Raw genomic sequence first — 15,196 nt, 5'->3', positions numbered from 1 at the left:
ATGCCTGATGCGCTTCGCGCATCAGGCAGAACGTTAACGGTAAACGCGGATGCCGCCCTCTACGCCGCGACTAAACAGTACCTGCCAAAGCTCAATATCTCTGGCGCGGAAAGCCCCAGCGCAGGCGCATAAATAGTAATTAAACATTCTTCTGAAGGTGGCGGAGTAACGTGAAGACAGCTCCGGCCATGCCTGATTAAAACGCTCGTGCCAGGCCATCAGCGTTTTATCGTAATCGCTGCCAAAGTTATGCCAGTCTTCCATAACAAAGCGCGATTCGCTGGCCTCGGCAATATGCGAAATCGCCGGTAAGCAACCGTTCGGGAAAATGTATTTATTGATCCACGGATCGACGCTCATCCCCTTTTTGTTGCTGCCAATGGTATGCAGCAGGAACAGCCCGTCCGGTTTTAAACAACGGTCGGCGATGCTGAAATAGGTGTCGTAGTTTTTCGGCCCGACGTGTTCGAACATCCCCACGGAAACAATGCGATCGTAGTGTTTATCGAGGTCACGATAATCCTGCAGCAGAATGTTAACGTCCAGCCCTTCACAGCGCTGTTGCGCCATTTTCTGCTGCTCTTTAGAGATAGTGACGCCTTCGACCGCCACGCCATAATAACGCGCTGCATATTCCGCCAGTCCGCCCCAGCCACAACCGATATCGAGTAAACGCATACCCGGTTTGAGTTGTAGCTTCTCACAAATCATTTTCAATTTGGCATTTTGCGCTTCGTCTAATGTGGTGGCGTCTTTCCAGTAACCACAGGAATATTGCATGTGCGGATCCAGCATCAGCGCAAAAAGATCGTTCCCAATATCATAATGCTCTTTACCGACAATCCACGCGCGGCTCCGCGACTGCAAATTAAACAGGCGGGCGCTGGCAATGCGTAAAATATCTTTCAGGTTGCCCGGCATTTGCTGGTCGAGTTTTGCTTTGAGAATTTTGCAGAACAGAATATCGAGCCGCTCGCAGTCCCACCAGCCTTCCATATAGCTTTCACCCAGCCCTAACGAGCCTTGTTGCAGTACCCGCTTAAAGAAACCGGCATGATGAAGCTGAATATCCCAGGCACGAGAGCCATTAATCTGGATATCCGCTTGCGAAAGCAGCTCTTTCCCCATTCGGGTCCAGTTATCATTTGTTTCATTGACGATGACAGCATCTGAACAAAGCGTGTTCATGGTATTTACCAAAGTGGGCTAAAAATCGTTACGCAAGATTATTATGGAAAACTGAATGCATGTATTATGATCTGCGGACAAGATCTATCGAATAGCGGACACATCACCGGGAGCATTGACGATTTATTTATGGAGACTCTCGCGCAAAAACAGTGGAATTCATTTCCCGATAACTCCATTACGGAGCTGCCGCAGGACGTGTACTTCCGTTCTTATGTCCTGGAAGCCAACCATCATGTTCCACTACATTCGCACTCTTTTATGCAGTTTCATTTCGCCCGTAAAGGCAGCATGCGAATTGATGTCGCCGGCAAATGCTGGATAATTCCAGCGCATTATGGCATCTGGATCCCCAATAATACCGAGCATGCGGTCTGGGCACTGGATGATGTGTATTTAGAGAATCTGGATATTAAGCCGAGTTTTCTTGAAGAGAGCATCAATGAATGTAAAGTGGTGGCGATCAGTGATTTCGCCAGAGAGTTTATTCATTACGCCACCAATTTAATTTCGGGCCATTATGATAGTCAGTCAAAAGAGGGTAAGCTGGTTAGTGTTCTGGTCGATATTATTCTGCAGCTCCCGGAAGTCGCTTTTGTATTACCCTGGCCACACGATCGCGAATTAACCAAAGTGTGCCGGACAATTCAGGAATCCCCGGCCCTGGAGCACTCAGTAGAATACTGGGCGCAGCATCTGGGCATGTCAGCCCGTACCTTTTCACGCCATTTCAAAAAAGAAACCGGATTGCCCTTCAGCGTCTGGAAGCAAAAAATGCGTATTCTGGAATCGGTATTAATGCTGAAGAAAAATAAAAGCATAACCACCGTGGCGCTGGATGTGGGGTATTCCAGCACCGCGGCATTTAGCTATGCATTTCGCCAGGCGTTTGGCGTGCCGCCATCGAATTACTGATTAACGGCGTTGATGCCAGTAAGCCGTTGCGCGCACCAGTTGCTGATCGAACGCCTCGGTTTCAAAGCGAACGCTGAGGTTTTTTACCACCTTGCCTTCGCCGGTAATCCAGATGAAATAATCGTCTGCGGGCACGTTCAGCCGCGATAAATGTTCGTTCACCACCTGTTCGTCATGGCCGATAAACCACTGAATAGTAAACTCGTCGAGATGGGCAAAATAGTCCTGATACGCCGCATCCTGCACGTTTACCAGCGCCGTTACGTTCGGGCGTACCGCTAAACGGCTGAGCGACTCCAGCCGTCGGCGCAGCGCGGGCATTCCTGATTCATCACACACGTAAACCTGATACGCATAATCCTCTGGCACCACCAAAGAACCGCGCGGACCACCGATCGTCAGCTTGTCACCCTCGCGAGCATTCATCGCCCATGTGCTCGCCACGCCACCGTCATGAATATAAAAATCCAGCGCCAGCTCATGGCGCGCTTCGTCATACAACGGCGTGTAGTCACGGGAGAGCGGACGTACGCCGTCAGCCCAGACAATGCCTTCATCGGTGACAACAGGCGGCACAAAATGGCTGCCCGGCTCCGGGAAAAAGACCTTGGTATGGTCATCAAAACCGTGCGAGCTAAAACCGTCCAGCGCGTCACCGCCCAGTACGATGCGCTGAAAACCCGCGCTAATACGTTCTACGCGCAGGACGGTAAGTTCACGGAAGCGCAGTTCATTGCGAACGCGCTGTGGGTAGCGTGAGGTGTTTTTTGTCATTTTTTCGCCTTCGTGAAGATAATACGATATATCTAAATTTATTTTTAAATGATAATGATTGCTAATCAAAAAGATTGCAAGCACTTTTTTGATATAGTCAGCTTGTGATTAAACAGCTATCAGCAACCCATAAAAACCATTAAAAATCATCAAATTAAACAAAAATCATCTTATAGACTTGCAAGCCGATAAAATTTAGATATAAATTAGATATATCTAAATAACATCAGGAGACGATGATGCAAAACCATCATGAAGGTTGCTGTAAACATACAGAGCACCAACACGAAGGCTGCTGCAAGGGTGAAGGACATCACCACGAAAGCCGCCACAGTGAGCACCATGCAGGCTGCTGCAAAAGTGAAGAGCATCGCCACGCAGGCTGTCACCAGGAACATCACCACGAACAGGGTTGCGGACGCCGCCACGGTCGCGGCGGAGGTGGTGGTCGTCGCCAGCGCTTCTTCGGTCACGGCGAATTACGCCTGGTGATTCTGGATATCCTGACCCGCGACGCCAGCCACGGCTATGAACTGATTAAAGCGATTGAAACCCTGACCCAGGGTAACTACACCCCGAGCCCGGGCGTTATCTATCCGACGCTGGATCTGTTGCAGGATCAGGCCCTGATCGCCATCAGCGACGAGGAAGGCGGGCGTAAGCAAATTGCCATCACGACTCAAGGTCTGCAGTGGCTGGATGAGAACCGCGAACATCTGGAACATATCCACGAACGTATTAAAGCCCGCTGTGTGGGTTTTGAATTACGTAAAAATCCACAGATGAAACGCGCGCTGGAGAACTTCAAAGCTGTGCTGGACCTACGCGTCAATCATGGTGATACCAGCGAGGCGCAGATCAAAAAAATCATTGGTATTATCGATCGCGCCGCGCTGGACATTACTCAGTTAGATTAATCTGCGCAGCAGGCGGAACCCGTGTCCGGCGTTGCGCCTGCTGTGGTTAAGATTAATGCAGCACCGTGACCGCATCTTCCAGACGACCCGCGCGATGTTTCACCATCGCGGAAATCTTGGCGCTCTCTTCAACCAGTTCGGCATTTTTCTGCGTAATGCTGCTCAGTTCATTCACCGCACGAGTCAGGCTGGAAAGACCATCGGACTGTTCCAGCGTTGAGTGGCTGATTTGGGCGATCAACTGAGTGACGTTTTGCACCTGCGCCACAATATCGTCCATCGTGCGCCCCGCGGCGTGCACCTGATCGGAGCCGGACTGCACCTTATCGGCGCTGGCATCAATCAGCTTGCGAATATCATTGGCTGCACTGGCGCTACGACTGGCAAGATGACGCACTTCTCCCGCCACTACGGCGAAGCCTTTGCCCTGCTCGCCCGCCCTCGCGGCTTCAACGGCGGCGTTCAAAGCCAGAATATTGGTCTGGAAAGCAATATCGTTAATCAGCGTGGTAATGGTGCCGATCCGCTGAGTGCTGTTGGCAATATCATCCATGGTTTTGATGACGGTATCCATCGCCTCGCCGCCGTGCGTTGCCGCGCTGCTGGCAGCAATCGAGAGTTTATCGGCTGCGGCGGCGGTCTCAGAATTTTGTTTCACCGACGCCGCCATCTGATTCATGGTGGCCACCGTTTCCTGCACATTCTCTACGGTCTGCTGCGTATGCTTGTTTAAATCATCACTGCCTTTCGCCAGCGTTTCGCTGTCGCTGCGCACACAACTCACCTGGCTGGAGACATCATGGATGAGCCAACGGCACATTAACCCCAGTTGCCCCACCGCTCGCAGCATCAAGCCCAGTTCATCGCAGCGGTTAAGATGCGACACGCTGTTGCGCTCACCGGTCGCCACTTTCAACGCCTGACGCGCGACATTCTCGATGGGACGCACAATTTGCCATTCGAAAATAGCCGTCCCCAGCAGCATTACCAACGCACTCATCAACAGTATCGGCCATTCGGCGCCCATTTGCTGCAATGCGGTCGCCAGTACGACAAACATCAATGCCATCACGCTGCGTACCCGCCAGCGAATCGGCAGTGCCGGGAGTTTACCCAGCCAGCCTTTGCGTACCACCAAACCTTTATGAATACGTCGGTTGCAACGTCCTTCATTCAGCGCCTTATATAAAGGCTCTACTGCCGCAATCTCTTCGTCAGTTGCCCGGGTGCGAATCGACATATACCCGGTCACTCGCCCTTCCCGCACCATCGGCACCGCGTTGGCCCTCACCCAGTAGTGATCGCCATTCTTACGCCGGTTTTTCACAATGCCGCTCCACGGCTCACCCTGTTTGAGGGTGTACCACATATCCGCGAATGCCGCTTTTGGCATGTCCGGATGACGAACCAGGTTGTGCGGCTTATCGAGCAATTCATTCAGTTGATAGCCGCTGACCTGGACAAAGGTATCGTTAGCATGAGTGATATAGCTTTGTAAGTCGGTGGTGGACATGAGGGTGATATCATCATCCAGCGGTGTATTTTGCTGACTAACGTAGGGATGAGCAGACATGGTTGCGTCCTGTGCAGGTTATCTGGTTGTTAACTCTTTCGGCTTATGTTATTTCGGCGATAATGTTTTTATCTTTAGTTGTTAAATTTGATTTAGATCGCAATTTGCGATTAAACCTCAAAATCTGTACGCATTCTAATTCGTTGATTTAAAATACTTTCATTAGGTAACTATTCAATTGCACGTCTTCTCCCGCACCGTGACAGTGCAAACATTGCCCATTTTTAGCGCAAATACGCGTTTATTCGATCTGTTTTCAGGTGCCAAATCTGGGCAAAATGCCAGCAAATGTTAAATACCGGCATTAAATGTTGCACAAATGAGATATTTCCTGGTGTTTATCCCGATTTTTGCTAAGCGCGCCGGAATGGCGCAATCCCTGCAATACTTAAATCAGTATCATGTGATACGCCAGCTCCGGGAGCATATTTTGAACAGGTTACCTTCCAGCGCATCGGCCCTGGCCTGCAGCGCACACGCACTGAATCTCATCGAAAAGCGCACGCTTGATCATGAGGAAATGAAATCATTAAACCGCGAGGTGATTGAGTACTTTAAGGAGCATGTCAATCCGGGGTTCTTAGAGTATCGAAAATCTGTAACTGCAGGCGGGGATTACGGAGCCGTAGAGTGGCAAGCGGGAAGCCTTAATACGCTTGTCGACACCCAGGGACAGGAGTTTGTTGATTGCCTGGGCGGTTTTGGCATTTTCAACGTGGGGCACCGTAATCCAGTCGTGGTTTCCGCCGTACAGAACCAACTCGCGAAACAACCTCTGCACAGCCAGGAGTTACTTGACCCGTTGCGGGCCATGCTGGCAAAAACCCTCGCCGCACTGGCGCCCGGTAAACTGAAATACAGTTTTTTCTGTAACAGCGGGACCGAGTCGGTTGAAGCCGCCCTGAAGCTGGCGAAAGCGTATCAATCGCCGCGCGGTAAATTTACATTTATTGCCACCAGCGGCGCATTCCATGGTAAATCCCTCGGCGCGCTATCCGCCACGGCGAAATCCACCTTCCGTAAACCCTTTATGCCGCTGCTGCCGGGATTCCGCCATGTGCCATTTGGCGATATTAACGCGATGCGTACCATGCTCAGCGAGTGTAAAAAGACCGGTGACGACGTCGCCGCCGTGATCCTTGAGCCTATTCAGGGCGAAGGGGGCGTGATCCTGCCGCCGCAAGGGTATTTGACCGCCGTTCGTAAGCTCTGTGATGAGTTTGGCGCGCTGATGATCCTTGACGAAGTGCAGACCGGCATGGGTCGTACCGGCAAAATGTTCGCCTGCGAGCACGAAAACGTGCAGCCGGATATTATGTGTCTGGCAAAAGCGTTGGGCGGCGGCGTGATGCCGATTGGCGCAACCATTGCCACCGAAGAGGTGTTCTCCGTCCTGTTCGATAATCCTTTCCTGCATACCACTACGTTTGGCGGCAACCCGCTCGCTTGTGCGGCGGCGCTGGCCACCATTAACGTCCTGCTGGAGCAAAATTTACCGGCTCAGGCAGAGCAGAAAGGCGATATGTTGCTGGATGGTTTCCGCCAGCTTGCGCGGGAATACCCGGATCTGGTGCACGATGTACGCGGCAAAGGCATGTTGATGGCGATTGAGTTTGTCGATAATGAAATCGGCTATAACTTTGCCAGTGAGATGTTCCGCCAGCGGGTGCTGGTCGCCGGGACGCTGAACAATGCCAAGACGATCCGCATCGAACCGCCGCTAACGTTAACGATCGAGCAATGCGATCTGGTGTTGCGATCAACACGCAAAGCCCTGGCAGCATTACGGGTGAGCGTGGAGCAGATGTAATACCTGTCGGATGGCGCTGTGAGTATCTGGCCTACGAAAGTGTGTCCTTTGTAGGCTCAGGCGTAGCCGCCATCCGGCAGAATCACACAACTCACACAATGCGTACGCCGGCTGGCATCATCCGTTCTGGCGTTAACAGCACGCTTTCACTACCGTCGTCGGTTTCCGCACACAGCAGCATGCACTCTGATGTCTCACCGCGCATTTTGGCCTTTTGCAGATTACACAGCACCACCACCGTTTTGCCCATCAGCTCCTCTTCGCTGTAATAAGGCACCAGACTGGTGACGGTTTGCAGCGTATGTCCTCCCACATCTACCTGTACGATATACAGCTTATCGGCATTGTCATGGCGCTTAACCTGTGCGATTTTTCCAACTCGTATTTCCATTCGGGCAAAATCAGCAAATGCGACGGTATCCATTGTTTTCTCCTTTGGTAAAATTTTACTAAATACTAGCAAAATATTTTTCAGGCATTGTTCTCAAAAGCAGGAAAATGACGTACTCATCACACTCTTCAAGCCCAGTTTTACCCCGAGCATGTCAATTAAACGTGCTTTTTTTACTGAAAACAGATGAATAGATAAGCACTTCATTTACAATGCGCAGGTAACTCAGGGAAAAGGCAAACATGGCAACACTTAAAGACATCGCAATCGAAGCTGGCGTGTCCCTGGCGACAGTGTCCCGGGTTTTAAACGATGACCCCACGCTGAATGTAAAAGAAGAGACCAAACATCGCATTCTGGAGATCGCGGAAAAGCTGGAGTACAAAACCAGCAGCGCCCGAAAGAACCAGACCAGCGCGCTCGGCCCCCAGCATATTCTGGCGCTCTACAGCTATCAGCAGGATTTGGAAATCAACGATCCTTACTATCTCGCGATCCGCCATGGAATTGAAACCCAGTGTGAGAAACTGGGGATCGAACTAACCAACTGCTATGAGCACAGTGGGCTGCCGGAGAGCAAACACATTACCGGCATTCTTATCGTTGGCAAGCCTTCTCCCGCTCTGCGCGAGGCGGCAACAGCGCTTACCGACAACATCTGCTTTATCGATTTCCATGAATCCGGCAGCGAATATGACGCCGTCGATATCGATCTGGCCCGCATTAGTAAAGAGAGCATCGACTTCTTCATTACCCAGGGCGTCACCCGCATTGGCTTCATTGGCGGCGAAGATCAGCCAGGCAAGGCTGATATCCGCGAAGCGGCGTTTGTCGAATACGGTCGTTTGCAGCAGGTCGTTTCTGAACAGGACATCTATCGCGGCGGTTTCTCCAGTTCATCAGGCTATGAACTGGCTAAAGAAATGCTGGCGAAACCCGACTATCCCAGCGCCCTGTTTGTGGCTTCAGACTCGATTGCGATTGGCGTTCTACGCGCTATCCACGAGCGTGGCCTGAACATTCCGCAAGATATTTCGCTGATAAGCGTTAATGATATCCCGACGGCGCGTTTCACCTTTCCTCCACTATCCACCGTTCGCATTCATTCGGAAATGATGGGTAGTCAGGGCGTCAACCTGCTGTTTGAGAAAGCCCGCGATGGACGTGCGCTCCCCCTGCTGGTTTTTGTTCCCAGCAAACTGAAACTGCGCGGCACCACCCGCTAAAATCCCCCGTTAACCCGCCTGGTTTCTTCTGATGCCGGGCGCGCATTGTCATGCATTCTTTTCTGCGTCCGAATTATTTTCGTGATCCAGTTAAAGTAAATCACCTCACTCGCTATATTTTAGTAAAACTTTTACTAAAATCACCATCAATTACACTTACTCACCATTACAATGAATGGTTCCGATTTTTCTCCACCGGGAGGCCTTATGAATCGCTGGGAAAACATTCAGCTCATCCACGAAAATCGACTGGCGCCACGCGCATATTTTTTCTCTTATGACTCCGTTGCGCAGGCTCGCTCGTTTGCCCGCGAAACCAGCAGCCTCTTTCAACTGTTAAGCGGTCAGTGGAATTTTCAGTTCTTTGAGCATCCGCTACAGGTACCAGAAGCCTTTACGTCGCAGTTTATGAACGACTGGGGCAGCATCACCGTCCCCGCCATGTGGCAGATGGAAGGACACGGTAAGCTGCAATATACCGACGAAGGCTTTCCTTTCCCGATTGATGCCCCCTACGTTCCGACCAATAACCCCACCGGTGCCTACCAGCGCATTTTCTCCCTCAGTGAAGGCTGGCAGGGCAAACAGACGCTGATTAAATTTGATGGCGTAGAAACCTACTTCGAGATTTACGTGAATGGTCAGTACGTTGGCTTCAGTAAAGGCAGTCGCCTGACGGCTGAGTTTGATATCAGCGCAGTGGTGAAAACCGGTGACAACCTGCTGTGCGTTCGCGTAATGCAATGGGCTGATTCCACCTACGTTGAAGACCAGGACATGTGGTGGTCGGCGGGAATTTTCCGCGACGTCTATCTGGTCGGCAAACAGGCGACCCATATTCAGGATTTTACCGTCCGCACCGAGTTCGATGATGACTATCGCGACGCCACCCTCTCCTGCGACATTGCGCTGGAAAACCTGGCCTCCACGCCAGCGATGGCGTCGCTCGAATACACCCTGTTTGACGGTGAGCAGGCACTACATAGCGGCGTGATTAACGCCCTGAAGGTGGATAAAAACACGCATACCGCTTTTAATTTCAAGGTCAGCGCGCCGCAGCAGTGGTCGGCAGAATCTCCGTATCTCTACCATCTGGTGATGACGCTGAAAGATGCCAGCGGCAACATCCTTGAGGTCGTGCCACAGCGCGTCGGATTCCGCGATATCAAAATTCGCGACGGTCTGTTTTACATCAATAACCGCTACGTGATGTTGCATGGCGTTAACCGCCACGATAACGATCATCTTAAAGGCCGTGCGGTCGGTATGGATCGCGTAGAAAAAGATCTGCTGTTGATGAAGCAGCACAACATCAACTCTGTACGTACCGCCCATTACCCGAACGATCCGCGCTTCTATGAATTGTGCGATATCTACGGTTTGTTCGTGATGGCCGAAACCGACGTTGAATCTCACGGCTTCGCCAATATCGGCGATATCAGCCGGATAACCGACGATCCGCTGTGGGAAAATGTCTACGTTGAGCGCATCGTGCGCCACGTCCATGCGCAGAAAAACCATCCGTCGATCGTCATCTGGTCGCTCGGTAATGAATCCGGATACGGCTGTAACATCCGCGCCATGTATCACGCTGCAAAAGCGCTGGATGACACGCGTCTGATCCATTACGAAGAAGATCGTGACGCCGAAGTGGTGGATATCATCTCCACCATGTACACCCGCGTGCCGCTGATGAATGAGTTTGGTGAATATCCGCATCCTAAGCCGCGCATCATCTGCGAATATGCTCACGCCATGGGCAACGGTCCCGGCGGGCTAACGGAATATCAGAACGTCTTCTATCAGCATGATTGTATTCAGGGACACTATGTCTGGGAGTGGTGCGATCACGGAATTCAGGCCAAGGATGACAATGGCAACGTCTGGTACAACTATGGTGGCGACTACGGCGACTATCCGAACAACTACAACTTCTGCCTTGATGGCCTGATTTATTCCGATCAAACCCCGGGGCCGGGTTTGCAAGAGTACAAGCAGGTGATTGCGCCAGTGAAGGTTCGCGCACAGGATCTGGCCCGCGGTGAGTTGCGGGTAGAAAACAAACTGTGGTTCACCACGCTTGACGACTACACCTTGCATATTGAGGTTCGCGCCGAAGGAGATACGCTCTCTGTTCAGCAGATAAAACTGCGTGACGTTCCTCCCAACAGCGATACGCTTCTGCAATGCGCGCTGCCCGAACTGGATGCTCGCGAGGCGTTCCTTAACGTCACCGTGACGAAAGATTCCCGTACGTCATACAGCGAAGCCGGGCATCACATCGCGACGTATCAGTTCCAGCTGAAGGCCAGAACGACGGCTGCCGTACCGTTTAGCCTGCAAAACGCCAACCCTCTGACGCTGGAAGACAGCCGCCAGAGCTGCACCGTTCGCGGTTATAACTTCCATCTGACCTTCTCAAAGCTGACAGGTAAACCGATCGCCTGGAACGTCAATGGCGAAGAGCTGATTACCCGCGAGCCGAAGATTAATTTCTTCAAACCGACCATTGATAACCACAAGCAAGAGTTCGAAGGCCTCTGGCAGCCGAATCATTTACAGATTATGCAGGAGCATCTGCGCGAGTTTACCCTTGAGCAAACCGATGATGCGCTGCTGATAACCAGCCAGACCATTATCGCCCCGCCGGTATTCGATTTCGGTATGCGCTGCACCTATCGCTGGCGCATTGCCGCGGACGGTCAGTTGAACGTAGAGCTTTCCGGCCAGCCTTACGGCGAGTACCGGGACATTATTCCGTGCATCGGTTTCACGATGGGCATCAACGGTGATTTGGGCCAGGTGGCGTATTACGGACGTGGTCCCGGTGAAAACTATGCCGATAGCCAGCAGGCCAACATCATCGACATCTGGCGCAGCAGCGTGGATGAGATGTTCGAAAATTATCCGTTCCCGCAAAACAACGGTAATCGTCAGGACGTGCGCTGGGCAACGCTAACCAACCGCCACGGCAACGGTCTTCTGGTGGTTCCACAGCATCCTGTCAACCTGAGCGCCTGGCGCTATACGCCAGAAAATATCTTCGCCGCACAGCACTGCAACGCGCTACAGCGTAGCGATGACATCACCCTGAATCTGGACCACCAGTTGTTGGGATTAGGTTCCAATTCGTGGGGAAGTGAGGTGCTCGATTCCTGGCGCGTCTGGTTTACATCATTCAGCTACGGCTTCACGTTGTTGCCGTTTTCCGGCAGCGAGTCTGGCGCTCAAACCACCGCCAACCGCGCCTTTGGCACCAGATTCTTTTCCACGAATTTGCACAGCGAGAATACAAAATGAGGATCATCGACAACTTAGAGCAGTTCCAGCAACGCTATGCTTCGGGTCGAAAATGGCAACGCTGCGTCGAGGCTATTGAAAATATTGATAATATTCAGCCAGGCGTCGCCCACTCGATCGGTGATTCCCTGAGCTACCGCGTGGAAACAGACTCCGCGACCGATGCGCTGTTTACCGGCCATCGTCGTTATTTTGAGATCCATTACTACCTCCAAGGACAGCAAAAAATAGAGTATGCCGCCAAAGAGGATCTCCAGGTGGTTGAATACTATCGCGATGAAACCGATCGCGAATATCTGAAAGGTTGTGGAAAAACCGTAGAAGTGCACGAAGGACAAATGGTTATTTGTGACAACCATGAGGCCTATCGTTTTATTTGTAATAACGCGGTGAAAAAAGTCGTACTCAAAGTCACCATCGAAGATGGTTATTTTCATAATAAATAAAAACACAGGCGGCGCCGACGTTGCGCCGCCAGTACCCTATAATAATCAGGAATCGGAGATGTGCTATGTCTGATACCAAACGTAACACCATCGGCAAGTTCGGCTTACTTTCACTCACTTTTGCCGCGGTTTATAGTTTTAATAACGTAATCAATAATAATATTGAGCTTGGTCTGGCATCCGCACCGATGTTTTTCCTCGCGACGATTTTCTACTTTATTCCATTCTGTTTAATCATCGCCGAATTTGTTTCGCTGAATAAAAACTCCGAAGCCGGTGTCTATGCTTGGGTAAAAAGTTCGCTGGGCGGACGTTGGGCATTTATTACCGCCTACACCTACTGGTTCGTTAACCTGTTCTTTTTTACCTCGCTTTTGCCCCGCGTTATCGCCTACGCCTCATATGCTTTTTTAGGCTACGAATACATTCTGACGCCGTTCGCGACTACCGTGTTAAGTATGGTGCTGTTTGCCTTCTCCACCTGGGTTTCGACCAACGGCGCAAAAATGTTAGGACCAATTACCTCAGTCACCTCCACGTTGATGCTGCTGCTGACGCTATCCTATATCTTACTGGCGGGTACTGCGCTGGTTGGCGGCGTACAGCCTGCTGACCCTATCACCGTAGACGCAATGATCCCGAATTTTAACTGGGCATTCCTGGGTATCACCACCTGGATCTTTATGGCGGCAGGCGGCGCGGAGTCGGTGGCGGTGTACGTCAACGACGTCAAGGGTGGTTCCAAATCATTCGTGAAGGTCATTATCATTGCCGGGATTTTTATCGGCGTGCTCTATTCCATCTCCTCCGTGCTGATCAACGTCTTCGTCAGCAGCAAAGAGCTGAAGTTTACCGGGGGTTCAGTGCAGGTATTCCACGGCCTGGCGGCATATTTCGGCCTGCCGGAGCTGATCGTTAACCGCTTTGTCGGCCTGGTCTCCTTTACCGCGATGTTCGGCTCTCTGCTGATGTGGACCGCCACGCCGGTGAAGATCTTCTTCTCTGAAATTCCGGCGGGTATTTTCGGTAAAAAAACCGTCGAACTGAATGAAAATGGCGTTCCGGCCCGCGCAGCGTGGATCCAGTTCCTGATCGTTATCCCGCTGATGATTATCCCAACCCTCGGCTCCAATACCGTGCAGGATTTAATGAACACCATCATCAACATGACCGCCGCCGCATCGATGCTGCCGCCGCTGTTTATTATGCTGGCTTACCTGAATCTGCGCGCAAAACTGGATCACTTACCGCGTGACTTCCGTATGGGTTCGCAAAAAACCGGCATTATTGTGGTATCGATGCTAATTGTCCTTTTCACCATCGGGTTTATCGCCTCTACCTTCCCGACCGGCGGTAACATCATGACCATTATTTTCTATAACGTCGGTGGGATTGTTATTTTCCTCGGTTTTGCCTGGTGGAAATACAGTAAATACATCAAAGGGCTGACCAAAGAAGAAAAGGCTATTGAGGCGGCCCCCGCTTCAGATGTCAATTAATGACTAAAACAGAATAACAATAAAAAATATTCACCAAGGCTATAACAATAAAAATTATCTTTTATTTGGCTTAGGATCGAAGCATGAAAAACATTAGCCTCTGTTGCAGGGCAATTCTTGCCCTGCCCTTTTTCTGCGTCTCCTCTCTGGGTGCAGAAGAAGTTCGCCCTGCAGAACACGACGATACGAAAACGCCCGAAATATCTTCCCCGTCATTTCGTTTTTATGGCGAATTGGGCATGGGTGGATATATGGATTTAGAAGGAAAAGATAAACATAAGTACAGCGATGGTACCTATATAGAAGGTGGCCTGGAGATAAAACACGGCTCGTGGTTTGGTCTGATTTACGGCGAGGGCTGGACCGTACAAGCGGACCATCAGGGCAATGCCTGGGTTCCTGACCATAGCTGGGGTGGATTCGAGGGTGGGATCAACCGCTTTTACGGTGGTTACCGCACCGATGATGGCACGGAGCTGATGCTCAGCCTGCGCCAGGACTCTTCGCTGGATGACCTGCAATGGTGGGGGGATTTCACTCCAGACCTGGGCTACGTCATTCCTAATACCCGCGACATCATGACCGCCATTAAGGTGCAAAACCTGACCGGTCCTTTGCGCTACAGCGTGACCGCGACGCCCGCCGGACACCACGACGAGAGCAAAGCCTGGCTGCACTTTGGTAAATACGATCGCTACGACGATAAATATACCTATCCGGCCATGATGAACGGCTACATCCAGTACGATCTGAGCGAAGGCGTAACCTGGATGAACGGCCTGGAGATAACGGATGGTACCGGACAGTTGTTCCTGACTGGCATCCTCTCACCCAACTTCGCCGCCCGCGCCTGGCACCACACGGGCCGCGCCGACGGGCTGGATGTGCCCGGCACCGAGACCGGCTATATGGTCAGCGCGATGTATGAAGCACTAAAAGGCATTTACCTCTCCACCGCTTATAGTTACGCCAAACACCGACCGGATCGCGCCGAGGACGAAACCACGTCCTTTATGCAGTTCGGTATCTGGTATGAATACGGCGGCGGACGTTTCGCTACCGCCTTCGACAGCCGGTTCTATATGCAGAATGCATCTGGCGACCCGAGCGACCAAATCTTCCTGATGCAATATTTCTATTGGTAACAAGGACCGGAA

General features: G+C 51.5%; 12 protein-coding genes. 8 read left to right on the top strand and 4 right to left on the bottom strand.

Annotation, left to right across the window (positions count from 1 at the left end; all coding sequences use genetic code 11):
• Positions 1-33: 33 nt before the first annotated feature.
• On the bottom strand, positions 34-1,188 hold the full coding sequence (gene cfa, locus FDW92_RS02780) for a cyclopropane fatty acyl phospholipid synthase (protein WP_042311091.1): 1,155 nt from the start codon (positions 1,186-1,188) through the stop codon (positions 34-36).
• A 66-nt stretch (positions 1,189-1,254) separates the two neighbouring features.
• Here cfa and FDW92_RS02775 point away from each other — a divergent pair, with 66 nt between their 5' ends.
• Positions 1,255-2,103, top strand: a complete 849-nt coding sequence (locus FDW92_RS02775) for a helix-turn-helix transcriptional regulator (protein WP_042311093.1) — start codon at positions 1,255-1,257, stop codon at positions 2,101-2,103.
• On the opposite strand, the gene FDW92_RS02770 is transcribed toward FDW92_RS02775, so the two are convergent.
• The gene (locus FDW92_RS02770; protein WP_042311096.1) at positions 2,104-2,877 is read right to left on the bottom strand and encodes a siderophore-interacting protein; all 774 of its coding nucleotides are present in this window, start codon (positions 2,875-2,877) and stop codon (positions 2,104-2,106) included. It lies immediately after the preceding gene.
• A gap of 236 nt (positions 2,878-3,113) precedes the next feature.
• Between FDW92_RS02770 and FDW92_RS02765 the strand changes: the two genes are divergently transcribed.
• Positions 3,114-3,794 carry a PadR family transcriptional regulator gene (locus tag FDW92_RS02765; protein WP_162267385.1) on the top strand — a complete coding sequence of 227 codons (681 nt, stop codon included), beginning with the start codon at positions 3,114-3,116 and terminating at the stop codon, positions 3,792-3,794.
• A gap of 52 nt (positions 3,795-3,846) precedes the next feature.
• Here FDW92_RS02765 and FDW92_RS02760 read toward each other — a convergent pair whose 3' ends face one another.
• Positions 3,847-5,367, bottom strand: coding sequence for a PAS domain-containing methyl-accepting chemotaxis protein (locus tag FDW92_RS02760; protein ID WP_042311101.1), 1,521 nt, complete (start codon positions 5,365-5,367; stop codon positions 3,847-3,849).
• A gap of 430 nt (positions 5,368-5,797) precedes the next feature.
• On the opposite strand from FDW92_RS02760, the gene ygjG reads away from it, so the two are divergent.
• Positions 5,798-7,177 carry a putrescine aminotransferase gene (gene ygjG / locus FDW92_RS02755; protein WP_167371260.1) on the top strand — a complete coding sequence of 460 codons (1,380 nt, stop codon included), beginning with the start codon at positions 5,798-5,800 and terminating at the stop codon, positions 7,175-7,177.
• A gap of 91 nt (positions 7,178-7,268) precedes the next feature.
• Here the strand turns inward: ygjG and FDW92_RS02750 are convergent, their stop codons facing one another.
• Positions 7,269-7,601 (bottom strand): tRNA-binding protein, encoded by a 333-nt coding sequence (locus FDW92_RS02750; protein WP_042311103.1) that lies wholly within the window; start codon positions 7,599-7,601, stop codon positions 7,269-7,271.
• A gap of 209 nt (positions 7,602-7,810) precedes the next feature.
• Between FDW92_RS02750 and ebgR the strand changes: the two genes are divergently transcribed.
• The 5 genes from ebgR (at position 7,811) to ygjJ (ending at position 15,184) form a co-directional block, all read left to right on the top strand.
• Positions 7,811-8,794, top strand: a complete 984-nt coding sequence (gene ebgR, locus FDW92_RS02745; RefSeq protein WP_042311105.1) for a transcriptional regulator EbgR — start codon at positions 7,811-7,813, stop codon at positions 8,792-8,794.
• A 207-nt stretch (positions 8,795-9,001) separates the two neighbouring features.
• Positions 9,002-12,094 (top strand): beta-galactosidase subunit alpha, encoded by a 3,093-nt coding sequence (ebgA, locus tag FDW92_RS02740; protein ID WP_137400538.1) that lies wholly within the window; start codon positions 9,002-9,004, stop codon positions 12,092-12,094.
• On the top strand, positions 12,091-12,540 hold the full coding sequence (locus tag FDW92_RS02735) for a beta-galactosidase subunit beta (protein ID WP_003828536.1): 450 nt from the start codon (positions 12,091-12,093) through the stop codon (positions 12,538-12,540). Before ebgA ends, FDW92_RS02735 begins: the two co-directional genes overlap by 4 nt.
• A gap of 65 nt (positions 12,541-12,605) precedes the next feature.
• Entirely contained in the window at positions 12,606-14,039 is a 1,434-nt protein-coding gene (locus FDW92_RS02730; RefSeq protein WP_042311108.1) for an amino acid permease, read from the top strand.
• Positions 14,040-14,122: 83 nt separating this feature from the next.
• Complete coding sequence (ygjJ, locus tag FDW92_RS02725; RefSeq protein ID WP_042311111.1) at positions 14,123-15,184, top strand: protein YgjJ; 1,062 nt, start codon at positions 14,123-14,125, stop codon at positions 15,182-15,184.
• Positions 15,185-15,196: the final 12 nt, after the last annotated feature.

This window comes from Citrobacter sp. wls706 (assembly GCF_005281305.1).
In the GTDB taxonomy this organism is placed as follows: domain Bacteria; phylum Pseudomonadota; class Gammaproteobacteria; order Enterobacterales; family Enterobacteriaceae; genus Citrobacter; species Citrobacter werkmanii.
The sequence above is the reverse complement of the archived record's forward strand: the minus strand, read 5'-3'. Positions and strand labels throughout refer to the sequence as shown.

Coding starts and splice junctions, on each gene's coding strand:
- FDW92_RS02735 (WP_003828536.1), top strand. CDS start 12,091: ATGAGGATCATCGACAACTTAGAGCAGTTCCAGCAACGCTATGCTTCG.
- FDW92_RS02730 (WP_042311108.1), top strand. CDS start 12,606: ATGTCTGATACCAAACGTAACACCATCGGCAAGTTCGGCTTACTTTCA.
- FDW92_RS02765 (WP_162267385.1), top strand. CDS start 3,114: ATGATGCAAAACCATCATGAAGGTTGCTGTAAACATACAGAGCACCAA.
- FDW92_RS02760 (WP_042311101.1), bottom strand. CDS start 5,367: ATGTCTGCTCATCCCTACGTTAGTCAGCAAAATACACCGCTGGATGAT.
- FDW92_RS02775 (WP_042311093.1), top strand. CDS start 1,255: ATGATCTGCGGACAAGATCTATCGAATAGCGGACACATCACCGGGAGC.
- cfa (WP_042311091.1), bottom strand. CDS start 1,188: ATGAACACGCTTTGTTCAGATGCTGTCATCGTCAATGAAACAAATGAT.
- FDW92_RS02770 (WP_042311096.1), bottom strand. CDS start 2,877: ATGACAAAAAACACCTCACGCTACCCACAGCGCGTTCGCAATGAACTG.
- FDW92_RS02750 (WP_042311103.1), bottom strand. CDS start 7,601: ATGGATACCGTCGCATTTGCTGATTTTGCCCGAATGGAAATACGAGTT.
- ebgR (WP_042311105.1), top strand. CDS start 7,811: ATGGCAACACTTAAAGACATCGCAATCGAAGCTGGCGTGTCCCTGGCG.
- ebgA (WP_137400538.1), top strand. CDS start 9,002: ATGAATCGCTGGGAAAACATTCAGCTCATCCACGAAAATCGACTGGCG.
- ygjJ (WP_042311111.1), top strand. CDS start 14,123: ATGAAAAACATTAGCCTCTGTTGCAGGGCAATTCTTGCCCTGCCCTTT.